This window comes from Massilia sp. BAP21, from assembly GCF_057801335.1.
The window spans coordinates 908,058-922,102 of record NZ_CM173596.1 but is presented as its reverse complement, the minus strand read 5'-3'; the positions used below and the strand labels follow the sequence as shown (position 1 = coordinate 922,102).

Sequence of the window (14,045 nt, the reverse complement as noted above, 5' to 3'; positions counted from 1 at the left end):
TCAATCGCTTGTCGGCACCAGCACGCCGTCTTTCCGGTAGCGCGCTATCAGGAGCTCGCGTTCGCCCAGCGCTTCATGGCGCGTGGGCGAGAAGGGCGGGGCGTAGTGCTTGATCAGGCCGCGGTGCTCGCGTACTTTTTCCAGCGCGTCGCGCACGGCCTTGCGGTCGACCGTGCCGGCCAGGTCGATCGCCTTGGCCAGGATATGCATCATGTCGTAGGCATGGGCCACGCCCACCGGCCCGTCGATATCCTCGATGCGGCGGATCGGCGACACCGCCGCCAGGGCCGTCATGAAGCGCGCCAGCGGTTTCCTGTCGGCCTTGAAGAAGGAAAAGGTCTGGATCACGGAAAAGTCTACCTGGTGCAGGGCCGGGCCGGCCTGGCGGGTGAATTCGCCGCCGGTCACGCCCCAGTGGCTGAGGATGGGCATGCGTTCGGCCGGTGGCAGGGCGGCCACCTCGCGCACCAGCACCGCCGCTTCGTCGTCGTTTGCCACCAGCACGATGGCCTGGGCGCCGGCAGCGCGCAGCGCCTGGTAGCGCGCCACCAGGGTCTGGTCGCGCCAGTTGTACCAGGCGGTCTGGACGATGTGGATATCCTTGTTCGTCTTGACGAACCGCTCGGCCGCCGCCAGGTTGCTGCGGCCCCATGACGTGTTCGTCAGCAGCAGGCCGACCTTGCGCAGGCCGCGCTTGCGCGCCGTGCCCAGCAGCTTGGGCATGGCCAGGCTGTCGCGCAGCGACAGGCGGTACACGTAATTCGGGCGCATGCCGTTATCGACGATCATGTCGGCCGACGACCAGGCCGCCATGAACAGGGTTTTGGTCGCCTTCAGGGTCGGCAGTTCCTCGATGACCACCGGACTGAAGCGTCCGCCGAACACGGCGACCAGGTCCGGCGTGCGTGCGAATTCCTCGATGTTGCGGATGCCGCGTGCGGGAATCGAGCGGTGGTCCCTGTTGACGAGTTCCAGCGGCCGGCCGCCGAGCACGCCGCCGGCGCGGTTGATCTCGCCGATGGCGGTACGCAGGCCCAGTTCCACGGCCTGGGCCGAGGTGCTGTTGTCGAGGCCGAACTCGGCGTCGAGGCCGATGCGCACCGGCGCCGGCGCGGCTTGCGCAGGCAGGCAGAGCGCCAGGAAGGCAACCAGGATGGCGCTGCCCAGCATGGCAGCGAACAATTTGCGCGGACGGGAGGTGGACGAGGTTCGCATAGCGGTCCGGAAAAATGGTCCGCTATTGTAATCTGTAAATGTTTTATGACCAGACACGGCTGGGCAGCACAGCCCCGGCTGTTCAGGCGCCGCCGGCGTAGCCGTTCTGGCGCCAGGCTTCGTAGACCACCACGGCGACCGTGTTCGACAGGTTCAGGCTGCGGTTGTCGGGCATCATCGGCAGGCGGATGCGCTGGGCGGGCGGGAAGCTTTCGCGCAGGGCCGGGTCGAGGCCGCGCGATTCGGTGCCGAACACGAATACGTCGCCCGGCTTGAAGTCGACCTTCGCAAACGGCGAGGAGCCGTGGGTGGTCATGGCGAACATGCGCGACGGGTCGGGTTGGGTAGCGGCCAGGAAGGCGTCCCAGTTCTTGTGCACCTTCATGGTCGCGTAGTCGTGGTAGTCGAGGCCGGCGCGGCGCATCTTGGCGTCGTCGAGCGGGAAGCCGAGCGGTTCGACCAGGTGCAGCTGCACGCCGGTGTTGGCGCACAGGCGGATGACGTTGCCCGTATTCGGCGGGATTTCGGGTTCGACCAGGACGACGTGGAACAAGTGCTTCTCCTTATTAATGTGGGGGCGTGCGGGCGAACACCAGGTTCGACACGCGCGCCGCGCCGGCCCGCTTCAGCGTGGCCGCGATTTCATTCAATGTGTGGCCGCTGGTCATGACGTCGTCGACGACGCCGATGTGGCGGCCCTGTATCTTTCCCAGCGCATCGTCGGCGACCTCGAAGGCGCCATGGATATTGCCTGCGCGTTCGCTCGGCGCCACGCCGGACTGGGCGGCCGTGTCGATGGCCCGCACCAGCAGACGCGGCTCCAAGGGCGCGCCGAGCGCCACGGACAGCGGCCGGGCAATTTCCAGCGCCTGGTTGAAGCCGCGCTCGACCAGGCGGCGCGGTCCCAGCGGCACCGGGCACAGCAGCTCGGGCAGGGGCCAGGCGGGCTGGGCCAGCACGGCATCGACCATGCGCGCCGCGAACCAGGGCGCGAGCGGCAGCTGGGCGCCGAACTTCAGGCGCAGCACCAGGGAATCGAGCGGCGCGGCGTAATCGGCGGCGGCCAGCGTGGCGTCGAACTGCGGCGCCGTAGCGATGCAGCCGGCGCAGCGCTGGCCGGCGTGTTCATGGGCGCCGAGCGGATTGGCGCAGCAGGGGCAGCGCGCGCCGCCCGGGGCCGCATGGTCCCGCTGGCAGGGCGGGCAGACGACGGCGCCGGCGGTTTCGCCGCACAGCGCGCAGGAACAGGGCAGCAGCGCGTCGATCAAGGCGCGCGGCCAGCGGTAGCTCCACAGTCGCAGGCGCCCGGTCATCGGCTCGACATCCTACAAACATGTACACTCCCGCCATTATCTCATTTGAACGCAATAGAATCATGGCATCTCCCCAATCCCCGTCGAAAATGAGCGCGCCGATCGACCAGGAACACGTGCGCGCCCTGTTCGCCGATCCGGCCCGTGTGGCGCCGGCCGACTTCCTGCGCCGCGAGATCGCCAGCCGCATGCACGAGCGCCTGTCACTGGTCAAGATCGTGCCCCAGCGCGTGCTCGATGCCGGCTGCGGCACGGGGCCGGACCTGAGCGTGCTGCAGAAAACCTACCCGGCTGCCCACATCGTCGGGCTCGATGCCGCACCCGGCATGCTGGCGCAGGCCGGCACGCCGGCGCCGGCGCCGCGTTCGCTCGGCTCCATGCTCAGCCGCTTGATGCCGGCCAAGACCGGCGTCGACCTCGTTTGCGGCGACTTCGGCACCCTGCCGTTCGGCCCGAACTCGCTCGACCTGGTGTGGTCGAACCTGGCGCTGCACTGGCACCCCCAGCCCGACCGCGTGTTCGCCGAGTGGCGCCGCGTGCTGCGGGTCGAGGGCTTGCTGATGTTCTCCAACTTCGGGCCGGATACGTTCAAGGAACTGCGCACGGCATTCGCCGCGATCGACGAAACGCCGCACACGCTGCCCTTCGTGGACATGCACGACTTCGGCGACCAGTTGGTGGAAGCCGGCTTCTCGACGCCGGTGATGGATGTCGAGCGCATCACCGTGACCTATGGAACGGCCGCGGCGCTGCTGGCGGACGTACGGGCGATTGGCGGCAATCCGCTGGCGACGCGGCGGCGCGGGCTGGTCGGCCGCAAGGCATGGGAGCGCATGCTGGCGGCGCTCGAGGCGCAGCGCGGGGCGGACGGCAAGATTCCGCTCAGCTTCGAGGTGATCTACGGGCATGCCTTCCGGCCGGTGCCGAAGACCACGGCGGCGGGGGAGGCGATCATCCAGTTCCGGCCGCGCAAGCCGTGACGCCGGCTGATGCGCGTGCGCGCCACATGCATGCGGCATGGCAAGGATTTTCCTTGAATAAAAATTAGCGATTTGAGTATAATCAATAACTATTTTTTCGCCCCAAGCCCTGTATTCGCTGAAAAATCAGGCAGAAAGGCGCTGAAAATAGAACAATAAAAAGCAGCATCAGCAAGTTCCGCGCCCCACAGTGTGTTTTGCTTTGCTGGTGGCCGCGGTACGGTTATCGTACTAGCGCGTCCACAGAATCGCGTGCCGTCCGGGAGCCACTTGCTGCGCAAGGTTTCGGAGCGGCGGCGGTTCGTTCATGGAATTGCTGACCGTTTAAAAATATTCTTATTTTGGGTGGTTGGGGACAATTCATGACATATGCAAAGCGACTTCACGCCTTGATGCTCGGTCTCGCCGTATCGGCCTGCATCCCGGCGCTGGCAGCCCAGGAAATAACGGGGCGGCCGGTAGAACACCAGTTGAACATGCAAACGCCCGTGACTGGTGTCGGCGCGGATATCTACAGCTTGCACAACTGGATGATGATCGTTTGCCTGGTCATCTTCGTCGCCGTGTTTGGCGTCATGTTCTATTCGGTGTTCAAGCACCGCAAGGACCGCGGCCACAAACCCGCCACCTTCCATGAATCGACCACCGTCGAAATCGCCTGGACCATCGTTCCCTTCCTGATCGTCATCGGCATGGCCCTGCCCGCCACCAAGACCGTCATCGCCCTGAAGGACACCTCGAACGCCGACATCACCATCAAGGCCACCGGCATGCAGTGGAAATGGGGCTACGACTACCTGAACGGCGAGGGCGCGGGCATCAGCTTCCTGTCGAACCTGTCCACGCCGCGCAGCCAGATCGGCGAGCCCGGCGTGGCCCCCACCGCGGCGCGCGGCGAAAACTACCTGCTCGAAGTCGACAACGAAATGGTGGTCCCGGTCGGCAAGAAGATCCGCATGGTCTTCACCGCCAACGACGTCATCCACGCCTGGACCATTCCGGCATTCGCCATCAAGCAGGATGCGATTCCCGGTTTCGTGCGCGACGGCTGGTTCAAGGCCGACAAGGTCGGCGTCTACCGCGGCAACTGCGTTGAGCTGTGCGGCAAGGACCACGCCTTCATGCCGATCGTGGTGCGCGTTGTATCAAGCGAGGATTACACCAAATGGGTCGCCGGCGAACAGAAACGCATGGCCGCGCTGGCCGACGATCCGACCAAGGTCTGGACCATCGACGAACTGAAGACCAAGGGCGAAGCCGTGTACGCCGCCAACTGCGTCGCCTGCCACCAGGCCAACGGCAAGGGCTTGCCGAACACCTTTGCGCCGCTCGACGGTTCGGCGGTCGTGAACGGCGCCAGGGGCCACCAGATCGACGTGCTGCTGCACGGCCAGGATACCCCGGCCTACCCGGGCGCCATGCCGCCGTGGCCGCAGCTGTCGGACACCGACATTGCCGCCGTCATCACCTATACCCGTAACAACTGGTCGAACAAGGCCGCGGAAAACATCGTTCAACCGGCCGAGGTTCTGGCTGCACGTAGCAAGCAATAAGTTTCCCAGGATACTGACATGACTACCAGCACTCTCGACCACGTCCACGACGACCACCACGGCCACGACCACGCGCACGACCACCCGCACGGCCTGCGGCGCTGGCTGTTCGCCACCAACCACAAGGACATCGGCACGCTGTACCTGTGGTTCTCGTTCATCATGCTGCTCTCGGGCGGCGTGCTGGCGCTGATGATCCGCACCGAGCTGTTCCAGCCCGGCCTGCAGTTCTTCCGCCCCGAGTTCTTCAACCAGTTGACCACCATGCACGGCCTGGTGATGGTGTTTGGCGCGATCATGCCGGCATTCGTCGGCTTCGCCAACTGGATGATCCCGCTTCAGGTGGGCGCGTCGGACATGGCGTTTGCGCGCATGAACAACTTCTCGTTCTGGCTGCTGCCGCCGGCCGCGATTTTGCTGGCCGGCTCCTTCCTGGCGCCGGGCGGCGCCACCGCAGCGGGTTGGACCCTGTATGCGCCGCTGTCGACGCAGATGGGCCCGGGCATGGACATGGCCATCTTCGCCATGCACATCATGGGTGCCTCGTCGATCATGGGCTCGATCAACATCATCGTCACCATCCTCAACATGCGCGCGCCCGGCATGACGCTGATGAAGATGCCGATGTTCTGCTGGACCTGGCTGATCACCGCCTTCCTGCTGATCGCCGTGATGCCGGTGCTCGCCGGGGCGATTACCATGACCCTGACCGACCGCCACTTCGGCACCTCGTTCTTCAACGCGGCCGGCGGCGGCGATCCGGTGATGTACCAGCACATCTTCTGGTTCTTCGGCCACCCCGAGGTCTACATCATGATCCTGCCGGCCTTCGGCATCGTTTCGCAGATCATCCCGGCCTTTGCCCGCAAACCGCTGTTCGGCTATGCCTCGATGGTCTACGCCACCGCCTCGATCGCGGTGCTGTCGTTCATCGTCTGGGCCCACCACATGTTCACCACCGGCATGCCGGTGACCTCGCAGCTGTTCTTCATGTACGCCACCATGCTGATCGCAGTGCCAACCGGCGTGAAGGTGTTCAACTGGGTGGCCACCATGTGGCGCGGCTCGATGACCTTCGAGACCCCGATGCTGTTCGCGGTCGGCTTCATTTTTGTCTTCACCATGGGCGGCTTCACCGGCCTGATCCTGGCCGTGACCCCGATCGACATCCAGGTGCACGACACCTATTACGTGGTGGCCCACTTCCACTACGTGCTGGTGGCGGGTTCGCTGTTCGCGCTGTTCGCCGGCTTCTATTACTGGGCGCCGAAGTGGACCGGCCACATGTATCCGGAAGGCCGCGGCAAGATGCACTTCTGGCTGTCGCTGGTCACCTTCAACATCACCTTCTTCCCGATGCACTTCCTGGGCCTGGCCGGCATGCCGCGCCGCTACGCCGACTACAACGGCGTGTTCACCGACTGGAACATGCTGGTGTCGATCGGCGCCTTCGGCTTCGGCCTGTCGCAGGTCTACTTCCTGTTCGCCGTCGTGCTGCCGACCATCCGTGGCGGCGCGAAAGCGGAAGCCAAGCCATGGGAAGGCGCCGAGGGCCTGGAGTGGACCGTGCCGAGCCCGGCGCCGTTCCACACCTTCGAAAACCCGCCGCTGGTGAAATGATGAATGCCCAACGCAAGCCGCCGCAGAAGGGGAATCTTCGCATCGCCCTGATCCTGGGAGCGATCGCCTTGTTCTTCTTCGCCTCGGTGATCCTCAAGCGGCTCTGGCTGTAAACCGATGGCCTACGACGAAAGCACGCGCCTGCGCCTGAACCGCTCCACCTTCAAGAAACTGGTGGTGGTGGCGGTGGTGATGTTCGGCTTTGGCTATGCCTTGATTCCGGTGTACCGCCAGATCTGCGAGGTGCTGGGCGTGAACGTGCTGACGCAAAAGGACGGCACGGTCGAGCGCCCGGCGAACACGCAGGTGGACCTGACGCGCACGGTCACCATCGAGCTCGACGGCAATGCCCAGGGGCCGTGGCGTTTCCGCCCGACCCAGCGCAGCATCCAGGTCCATCCGGGCGAGCTGGCCACCGTCACCTACGAGGTGGTGAACACGCAGGGCAGGGCGGTCAAGGCGCAGGCGATTCCGAGCTACGCGCCGCAATCGGCCACGCCGCATTTCAAGAAAGTCGAGTGCTTCTGCTTCCGCGAGCAGATGATGCAGCCAAACGAGGCGCGCCAGATGCCGGTGGTATTCTTCATCGACCCGGCGCTGCCGAAGGAAGTAAAGAACATCACGCTGTCGTACACCTTCTTTGAGATCGCCGGGGCGGTGGCGGCCAAATGACGCAGCCGCCGCCATCGCGCAAGTCGTCCTTCGGGGCCTCGATGAAGGCGGTGTTCTGGTCCTTCTTCGGGGTGCGCAAGCGCCGCGACTACGAGCACGACGCGGCCAACCTGAATCCCTTCCACGTGATTCTGGCGGCGTTGATCGGGGTGGCGATCTTCATCGGGGTGCTGGTCATGGTGGTACGGTTCGCGGTATCGCAGTAAACGGCAATAACAGGTACAACGTTTTTCAAGCTTCGCAATTCAACGTATTAGAAGAATGATTTAGGAGATGAAGATGAGTGTGTCAAAAACCGCGCCGCACTATTTCGTGCCCGGCCCTTCGATGTGGCCGATGGCCGGCGGCATCTCGATGCTGGTGACCATGGCCGGCGCCTCGGGCTGGGTCAACAGCGCCAGCTGGGGGCCGGCGGTCTGCCTGGCGGGCATCGTGGCCATGCTGGTGGTGCTGTATTTCTGGTTCGGCGACGCCATCGGCGAATCGGAAGCAGGCCAGTACAGCAAGCGCATCGACTCGTCCTACCGCTGGTCGATGAGCTGGTTCATCTTCTCCGAGGTCATGTTCTTTGCCGCCTTCTTCGGCGCGCTGTTCTATGCCCGTGTGATCTCCATGCCTTGGCTGGCCGACCTCGACCACAAGATCCTGTGGCCCGATTTCGCCGCCCAATGGGGCAACATCGGCCCGGCCGGCACGGTGGATACCTTCAACACCATGGGGCCTTTCCCTATCCCGACGATCAACACCGCGCTGCTGCTGCTGTCGGGCGTGACGCTGACGATTTCGCACCACGCGCTGCGCGCCGGCCACCGCCGCAATACGGCCGTGTTCCTGTTCGCCACCATCCTGCTGGGTGCGATCTTCATGGGCTTCCAGGCCTACGAATACATCCACGCCTACCAGGAACTGAATCTCAAGCTGACCTCGGGCATCTACGGTTCGACCTTCTTCATGCTCACCGGTTTCCACGGCTTCCACGTGACCATGGGCGCGATCATGCTGTCGGTGGTGCTGTACCGCGTGCTGCGCGGGCACTTTACTGCCGATAATCACTTCGGGTTCGAAGGCGCGGCCTGGTACTGGCACTTCGTCGACGTGGTGTGGCTGGGACTGTACGTTGTCGTGTATTGGCTGTAAGGCTGGCTAGTTCAAGCTGATATCGGGGACAGTCGCCTTGGCGCGGCTGTCCCCGTTTTGTTTGTGGATCAGCGGATGCCGGTCGGGGCGATCCAGCCCATCTTGTAGGAGCCGAGCAGGATCAGGAAGAGGGTGATCGACAGGCCGACCCGCATCGCCAGCGCCTGCACCGTGCGGTTGCTGCGGCCCTTGTCCTTCATGAGGAAGAACAGCGCCGAGCCGAGGCTGGCGATGATCAGGATGAAGGCGATGGCAACGAAGATTTTCATGGTCGGCACGCAGGATCGGGAAGGAATTCATTGTAATGCGTTTAAGGTTCAGGTTTGGATGGATTCCGTTGTTGGCGACCGTGGTTGTCGTGGCCATCGGGATCGCGTTGGGGAATTGGCAGGTGAGGCGGGCGGAAGAGAAGATTGCGGTGGCGGCAGCAATCGTTGAACAGGGTAAGTTGCCGCCGTTGGTCATCGGAGATCGTGGTGGTGTGCAGGGGTACGACCGCGTGGGCACGAGTGCCCACCCTACCTATCGCCGCATCAGGGTTGCCGGCGAGTTCGTACCAACATGGCCGGTTTTCCTCGATAACCGGCCGTATGCGGGCAGGGCCGGGTTTTATCTGGCGATGCCGTTTAGAATAGCGGGTTCGGACCGCCACGTGCTGGTGCTGCGCGGGTGGTTGCCGCGCGATCCGCGCGAGTATGGGCGCGTGCCCGACTATGCCACGCCGGCCGGGACGACCACCGTGGAAGGCATCGTGGTTGCCGGGGCGGGGCACGTGATGCAGCTGGGGACGGCGGCGCCCGTAAAACCGGGCGCGATCGTCCAGAACCTGGAAGTGACGGATGTGGCGCGCGCCAGCGGGCTGCGCCTGGAGCCCTTCCTTGTCCAGCAGACCGGGCCGCAGGTGGCGGGCGACCCCATCGTGCGCGACTGGCCGGCGCCCGATACCGGCATAGCCAAGCACCGCGGCTATGCCGTCCAGTGGTATGCGCTGGCGGCAATGGCGGCCTTATTTTTTGTGATCACAGGATTTCGCAGTGGAAGAAAACAAGTTGAGTGAGCCAGTGCGCGAAGACGCCGCCGTGCGCCAGCGCCGCAGCGGCCGTTGGAAATTGTTTGCCGTGCTGCTGGTCTGCGCCGCACCGCTGATGGCTTCTTACCTGAGCTATTACGTGATCAAGCCGGAAGGGCGCACCAACTACGGCACCCTGATCGACCAGCGCACCCACCCGATGCCAAAGCTGAGCAGCACCACGCTCGACGGCCGTCCGGAAACGCTGGAAAACTACGCCGGCAAGTGGATCATGGTGAAGGTCGGCGGCGGCGCCTGCGACAAGGCTTGCCAGGACCAGATCTATGCAATGCGCCAGCTGCGCACCATGCAGGGCAAGAACATGGACCGCGTCGAGCGCGTCTGGCTAGTCACCGACCAGCAACCCATCGACACCATGCTGATCCGCATGTACGACGACATGCACATCCTGCGCGTGAAACCGGAAGAATTGACCAAGTGGCTGCCGCTGGAGCAGGGCGGCAAAGTCGAGGACCACATCTTCCTGGTCGACCCGCGCAGCAACCTCATGATGCGTTTCCCGAAGAACCCCGAGCCGGCGCGCGTCCACAAGGACATCGCCAAGCTGCTACGCGCCTCGGCCATCGGCTAGAAAGAAGTATGCACCCGTCTACCCTGTTCCAGTTGGCCCTGATGGGCCTGTTCGTTGCCAGTATTCCGCTCACCATGGTCTGGCTGTCGTCCGACGCCAACAAATACCGCAAGCTCGTGTGGGTGATGGCCTTCCTCACCTTCGACCTGATCGTGTTCGGCGGCTTTACCCGCCTGACCGATTCCGGCCTGGGCTGCCCGGACTGGCCGGGCTGCTATGGCGCCGCGAATCCCTTCATCGCCCACGAACAGATCGCCGCCGCCGAGGCACTGATGCCGACCGGCCCGGTCACGAAAGTGAAAGCCTGGATCGAGATGATCCACCGCTACCTGGCGATGGGCATCGGCGTGTTGATCATGGCGCTGATGTTCCAGGCCATCCGCCAGTGGCGCAAGACGAAGCAGGACGCGTTCAAGCCGGCCATGCCGGTGGCGCTGTTCCTGTTCGTCTGCGTGCAGGGTGCGTTTGGCGCCTGGACCGTGACCCTCAAATTGCAGCCGGTGATCGTCACCATCCACCTGCTGCTGGGCATGGCGCTATTGGCCATGCTGGTCTGGCTGGGCGGGCGCGAGGATTACCTGATGAAGCCGCCGGCCCCGAGCCGCGACATCGCCAGCCTGAAAGGCCTGCGCACGCTGGCGCTGGTGGCCACCGCCGTGCTGGTCGTGCAGATCGCGCTTGGCGGGTGGGTAAGCACTAACTACGCCACCCTGGCCTGCGACGAATTCCCCCTGTGCGACGGCAAGTTCGTCCCCGAGATGGACTTCGAGCACGGCTTCACGCTGTGGCGCGAACTCGGCAAGACCGCCGCCGGCCACTACCTGCAGTTCTCGGCCCTGGTGGCGATCCACTGGGTGCACCGGAACTTCGCGGTGATCGTCACCCTCGTGCTCGGCCTGGCCGCCTGGCGCGCGATGCGCCAGCCGCAGCTGCGCAAGACCGGCAAACTGATCGCCGCCATCCTGCTTGCACAATTGTTCACGGGTGTGGCAACAGTGTTCTTTGATTTCCCTCTTGCCATTGCCGTGTTGCATAACGCAGGGGCGGCTCTCCTCGTACTGACGGTGACCATGTTAAACTACAAGGTCAAGTACCTTCTCGAAGTGTCGCAGCGCAGCCCCGCGAATGCGGACGTCCCTGCGAACTCGTATCGATGACCACCTCTACCGCTCTCCAACCGACCAGCCGCATCGCCCAGTACTGGACGCTCACCAAGCCCCGGGTTACCCAGCTCGCCGTTTTCTGCGCCGTGATCGGCATGTTCCTCGCCACCGACGGCTTCCCCGGCTGGCGCATCCTGATCGCCGGCACAGTCGGCATCTGGCTGCTGGCCGGCGCCGCCTTTGCCGTGAACTGCCTGATCGAGGCCGAGATCGACGCCCGCATGGCCCGCACCGCACGGCGCGCTACGGCGCGCGGCGAACTCACGCGCAACCAGACCCTGGTGTTTTCCGCCATCATCGGCGGCCTTGGCATGTGGGTGCTGTACGCCTTCGTGAATGCGCTGACGATGTGGCTGACCTTCGTCACCTTCGTCGGCTACGCCGTCATCTACACCATCTACCTGAAGCCGGCCACGCCGCAGAACATCGTCATCGGCGGCCTGTCGGGCGCGATGCCGCCGGCCCTGGGCTGGGCGGCGGTCGCCAACGAAGTGCCGATGCAGGCCTGGCTGCTGGTATTGATCATCTTCGTGTGGACGCCGCCGCACTTCTGGGCGCTGGCCATGTACCGGCGCGAGGATTACGCGCGCTCGGGCCTGCCGATGCTGCCGATCACCCACGGCATGGCCTACACCGGCCAGCAGGTGTGGCTGTATTCGCTGGCGCTGGCCGCCACGACCCTGCTGCCGTACGCGGTGCGCATGAGCGGCCTGATCTACCTGGTGGCCGCCGTCATCCTGAATGCCGAATTCCTGCGCCATGCCTGGCGCGTGCACAAGCACTACACCGACCAGGTGGCGCGCAAGGCCTTTGCTTATTCGGTCCTCTACCTCTCGCTGCTGTTCGCGGCGCTGCTGGTCGACCATTACTTCAGGTTCTGACGATGAAAAAATTCTTGAGCGTGGCGATGATCGCCACGGCGCTGCTGGTTGCCGGCTGCGACAAATTGTCCTCGCCGCCGGCCTTCCAGAACACCGACCTCACGGGTCTCGACTACGCCAAGGGATTCAGCCTCACCGACCACACCGGCAAGCCGCGCACCCTGGCCGACTTCCGCGGCAAGCTGGTGGTGCTGTTCTTCGGCTATACGCAATGCCCGGACGTCTGCCCGACCACGATGGCCGAGATGGCCGCCGTGATGAAGGAGCTCGGCCCGTCGAGCAAGGACGTGCAGGTCTTGTTCGTCACGCTCGACCCGGAGCGCGATACCCAGGAAGTGCTGGCCCATTACGTGCCCGCCTTTGACAAGCGCTTCATCGGCTTGCGCGGCACGCCGGAGCAGACGGCGGCGACGGCCAAGGAATTCAAGGTCTTCGTGTCCAAGGTGCCCGGTAGCACGGCGGACAACTACACGGTCGACCACACGGCCGGCAGCTACGTGTTCGACAAGGAAGGCCGCATCCGCCTGTTCGTGCGCCACGGCGGCGGCCCGGCGCCGATCGTTCACGACCTGCGCCAACTGCTATGATGTGATGGTGTAAACACCATCATTGCAGGGGCGCATGGAACAACGTATCGGAAGAAATTACACCCGCATCGCCACCGTCGTCCTGCTGTCGCTGGGCTGCCTGTTCGTTCTCAAGCCCTTCCTGCCGGCGATCCTGTTCGCGGCCGCCGTCGTCATCTCTTCCTGGCCCCTGTACCTGCGCCTGCTCACGGCCATGCACGGGCGGCGCACGCCGGCGGCGCTGACCATGACGCTCTCGCTCACCCTGCTGGTCATCATCCCGCTGGCGATCGTCGCCTACAACCTGGCCGACGACGTCGCCACCACCTTCGGCCAGATGCGCAACGCGCTCGAGCACGGCGAATTGCTGCCGCCCGAGTGGATCAAGGACATCCCCTTCCTCGGCGACACGATCGACGCCTACCTGCGCGAACTCGTGGCCAGCCGCGAGCAGATGCTGGCCCTGGCCCAGCGCATGATCGAGCCGGCGCGCCACTGGCTGCTGGCCGGTGGCCTGATGCTCGGCACCGGCGTCGTGCAGATGAGCCTGGCCGCTTTCGTCAGCTTTTTCCTGTACCGCGACGGCAAGGCATTGATCAATGTGCTGGCGGTGATGATGGCCAAGGTGATGGGCGAGGGCGCCGAGTCGGTGTCGGACACCATCAGCCAGACCACGCGCGGCGTGATGTACGGCCTGCTGGGCACGGCGCTGGCCCAGGGCCTGGTGGCGGCGGTGGGTTTCGCCATGGCCGGGGTGCCGGCGGTGCCGCTGCTGTCGGTGCTGGTGTTCGTGCTGTCGCTGGTGCCGGTGGGGCCGCCGCTGGTGTGGGGAAGTGCGGCGGTCTGGCTGTTCTCGCAAGGCGAGACCGGCTGGGGCGTGTTCATGGTGATCTGGGGCACGGTCCTGATCAGCGGCGTCGACAACGTGGTGCGGCCGATGCTAATCAGCCGCGGGACCAGCCTGCCTTTCCTGCTGACCTTGCTCGGCGTGCTGGGCGGCGTGATCGCCTTCGGCTTCGTCGGCATGTTCATCGGGCCGGTGCTGCTGGCGGTGGGCTACTCGCTGATGAGCGAATGGACCGGCACCCGCGATCCCATCGTGCGCGCGAATAACGAGGTGACGGATCGGTAGGGTGGACGGCTCTACCGCGGTACGAGGTCATCGATGTCGATTGCGCCGTCCACGCGTTCAACAAACGTTGACACCCCGTGCATCGATATTGGGCGTTGCCGCCGGATACCTTATCCAACGCCCGTGGTTGATGCGAACCTGCGTTGAACGCG

The 14,045-nt window shown here is 64.6% G+C and carries 17 protein-coding genes; 13 read left to right on the top strand and 4 right to left on the bottom strand.

Features of this window, described 5'->3' with window-relative positions; genetic code table 11:
• The 3 genes from ACWYRN_RS04010 to ACWYRN_RS04000 form a co-directional block, all read right to left on the bottom strand.
• Nucleotides 1-1,215 carry an ABC transporter substrate-binding protein gene (locus tag ACWYRN_RS04010; RefSeq protein WP_488691236.1) on the bottom strand — a complete coding sequence of 405 codons (1,215 nt, stop codon included), beginning with the start codon at nt 1,213-1,215 and terminating at the stop codon, nt 1-3.
• A gap of 82 nt (nt 1,216-1,297) precedes the next feature.
• Nucleotides 1,298-1,768 carry a tRNA (uridine(34)/cytosine(34)/5-carboxymethylaminomethyluridine(34)-2'-O)-methyltransferase TrmL gene (trmL, locus tag ACWYRN_RS04005; protein ID WP_488691235.1) on the bottom strand — a complete coding sequence of 157 codons (471 nt, stop codon included), beginning with the start codon at nt 1,766-1,768 and terminating at the stop codon, nt 1,298-1,300.
• 13 nt (nt 1,769-1,781) lie between these two features.
• Nucleotides 1,782-2,528, bottom strand: a complete 747-nt coding sequence (locus ACWYRN_RS04000; RefSeq protein ID WP_488691234.1) for a ComF family protein — start codon at nt 2,526-2,528, stop codon at nt 1,782-1,784.
• 62 nt (nt 2,529-2,590) lie between these two features.
• On the opposite strand from ACWYRN_RS04000, the gene ACWYRN_RS03995 reads away from it, so the two are divergent.
• From ACWYRN_RS03995 to ACWYRN_RS03965, 7 genes are all read left to right on the top strand, one after another.
• A complete protein-coding gene (locus ACWYRN_RS03995; protein ID WP_488691233.1) occupies nt 2,591-3,508 on the top strand; it encodes a methyltransferase domain-containing protein in 918 nt (305 codons plus the stop codon).
• 362 nt (nt 3,509-3,870) lie between these two features.
• Nucleotides 3,871-5,061, top strand: coding sequence for a cytochrome c oxidase subunit II (coxB, locus tag ACWYRN_RS03990; protein WP_488691232.1), 1,191 nt, complete (start codon nt 3,871-3,873; stop codon nt 5,059-5,061).
• Between the two features lie 18 nt (nt 5,062-5,079).
• On the top strand, nt 5,080-6,681 hold the full coding sequence (gene ctaD, locus ACWYRN_RS03985; RefSeq protein WP_488691231.1) for a cytochrome c oxidase subunit I: 1,602 nt from the start codon (nt 5,080-5,082) through the stop codon (nt 6,679-6,681).
• Nucleotides 6,681-6,794: a cytochrome oxidase small assembly protein gene (locus tag ACWYRN_RS03980; protein WP_229438038.1), complete on the top strand. Its 114-nt coding sequence runs from the start codon at nt 6,681-6,683 to the stop codon at nt 6,792-6,794. The genes ctaD and ACWYRN_RS03980 overlap by 1 nt, the downstream gene beginning before the upstream one ends.
• Before the next feature lie 4 nt (nt 6,795-6,798).
• Entirely contained in the window at nt 6,799-7,353 is a 555-nt protein-coding gene (locus tag ACWYRN_RS03975) for a cytochrome c oxidase assembly protein (RefSeq protein ID WP_229438037.1), read from the top strand.
• Nucleotides 7,350-7,559, top strand: coding sequence for a DUF2970 domain-containing protein (locus ACWYRN_RS03970; RefSeq protein WP_488691230.1), 210 nt, complete (start codon nt 7,350-7,352; stop codon nt 7,557-7,559). The genes ACWYRN_RS03975 and ACWYRN_RS03970 overlap by 4 nt, the downstream gene beginning before the upstream one ends.
• A gap of 73 nt (nt 7,560-7,632) precedes the next feature.
• Nucleotides 7,633-8,490, top strand: coding sequence for a cytochrome c oxidase subunit 3 (locus ACWYRN_RS03965; protein ID WP_488691229.1), 858 nt, complete (start codon nt 7,633-7,635; stop codon nt 8,488-8,490).
• A 68-nt stretch (nt 8,491-8,558) separates the two neighbouring features.
• Here ACWYRN_RS03965 and ACWYRN_RS03960 read toward each other — a convergent pair whose 3' ends face one another.
• Nucleotides 8,559-8,759, bottom strand: a complete 201-nt coding sequence (locus ACWYRN_RS03960) for a twin transmembrane helix small protein (protein ID WP_229438034.1) — start codon at nt 8,757-8,759, stop codon at nt 8,559-8,561.
• A gap of 35 nt (nt 8,760-8,794) precedes the next feature.
• On the opposite strand from ACWYRN_RS03960, the gene ACWYRN_RS03955 reads away from it, so the two are divergent.
• The 6 genes from ACWYRN_RS03955 to ACWYRN_RS03930 are packed head-to-tail and all read left to right on the top strand — an operon-like array spanning nt 8,795 to nt 13,893.
• Nucleotides 8,795-9,547 (top strand): SURF1 family protein, encoded by a 753-nt coding sequence (locus tag ACWYRN_RS03955; RefSeq protein ID WP_488691228.1) that lies wholly within the window; start codon nt 8,795-8,797, stop codon nt 9,545-9,547.
• Nucleotides 9,540-10,151 (top strand): SCO family protein, encoded by a 612-nt coding sequence (locus ACWYRN_RS03950; protein WP_488691227.1) that lies wholly within the window; start codon nt 9,540-9,542, stop codon nt 10,149-10,151. Before ACWYRN_RS03955 ends, ACWYRN_RS03950 begins: the two co-directional genes overlap by 8 nt.
• An 8-nt stretch (nt 10,152-10,159) precedes the next feature.
• Complete coding sequence (locus ACWYRN_RS03945; protein WP_488691226.1) at nt 10,160-11,308, top strand: COX15/CtaA family protein; 1,149 nt, start codon at nt 10,160-10,162, stop codon at nt 11,306-11,308.
• Nucleotides 11,305-12,195, top strand: coding sequence for a heme o synthase (gene cyoE / locus ACWYRN_RS03940; protein WP_488691225.1), 891 nt, complete (start codon nt 11,305-11,307; stop codon nt 12,193-12,195). The genes ACWYRN_RS03945 and cyoE overlap by 4 nt, the downstream gene beginning before the upstream one ends.
• A 2-nt stretch (nt 12,196-12,197) precedes the next feature.
• Nucleotides 12,198-12,782: an SCO family protein gene (locus tag ACWYRN_RS03935; protein WP_488691224.1), complete on the top strand. Its 585-nt coding sequence runs from the start codon at nt 12,198-12,200 to the stop codon at nt 12,780-12,782.
• A 34-nt stretch (nt 12,783-12,816) separates the two neighbouring features.
• The gene (locus ACWYRN_RS03930; protein WP_488691223.1) at nt 12,817-13,893 is read left to right on the top strand and encodes an AI-2E family transporter; all 1,077 of its coding nucleotides are present in this window, start codon (nt 12,817-12,819) and stop codon (nt 13,891-13,893) included.
• The last annotated feature ends 152 nt before the right edge of the window (nt 13,894-14,045 follow it).

Coding starts and splice junctions, on each gene's coding strand:
- ACWYRN_RS04010 (WP_488691236.1), bottom strand. CDS start 1,215: ATGCGAACCTCGTCCACCTCCCGTCCGCGCAAATTGTTCGCTGCCATG.
- ACWYRN_RS04000 (WP_488691234.1), bottom strand. CDS start 2,528: ATGACCGGGCGCCTGCGACTGTGGAGCTACCGCTGGCCGCGCGCCTTG.
- ACWYRN_RS03995 (WP_488691233.1), top strand. CDS start 2,591: ATGGCATCTCCCCAATCCCCGTCGAAAATGAGCGCGCCGATCGACCAG.
- coxB (WP_488691232.1), top strand. CDS start 3,871: ATGACATATGCAAAGCGACTTCACGCCTTGATGCTCGGTCTCGCCGTA.
- ctaD (WP_488691231.1), top strand. CDS start 5,080: ATGACTACCAGCACTCTCGACCACGTCCACGACGACCACCACGGCCAC.
- ACWYRN_RS03980 (WP_229438038.1), top strand. CDS start 6,681: ATGAATGCCCAACGCAAGCCGCCGCAGAAGGGGAATCTTCGCATCGCC.
- ACWYRN_RS03975 (WP_229438037.1), top strand. CDS start 6,799: ATGGCCTACGACGAAAGCACGCGCCTGCGCCTGAACCGCTCCACCTTC.
- ACWYRN_RS03970 (WP_488691230.1), top strand. CDS start 7,350: ATGACGCAGCCGCCGCCATCGCGCAAGTCGTCCTTCGGGGCCTCGATG.
- ACWYRN_RS03965 (WP_488691229.1), top strand. CDS start 7,633: ATGAGTGTGTCAAAAACCGCGCCGCACTATTTCGTGCCCGGCCCTTCG.
- ACWYRN_RS03960 (WP_229438034.1), bottom strand. CDS start 8,759: ATGAAAATCTTCGTTGCCATCGCCTTCATCCTGATCATCGCCAGCCTC.
- ACWYRN_RS03955 (WP_488691228.1), top strand. CDS start 8,795: ATGCGTTTAAGGTTCAGGTTTGGATGGATTCCGTTGTTGGCGACCGTG.
- ACWYRN_RS03945 (WP_488691226.1), top strand. CDS start 10,160: ATGCACCCGTCTACCCTGTTCCAGTTGGCCCTGATGGGCCTGTTCGTT.
- cyoE (WP_488691225.1), top strand. CDS start 11,305: ATGACCACCTCTACCGCTCTCCAACCGACCAGCCGCATCGCCCAGTAC.
- ACWYRN_RS03935 (WP_488691224.1), top strand. CDS start 12,198: ATGAAAAAATTCTTGAGCGTGGCGATGATCGCCACGGCGCTGCTGGTT.
- ACWYRN_RS03930 (WP_488691223.1), top strand. CDS start 12,817: ATGGAACAACGTATCGGAAGAAATTACACCCGCATCGCCACCGTCGTC.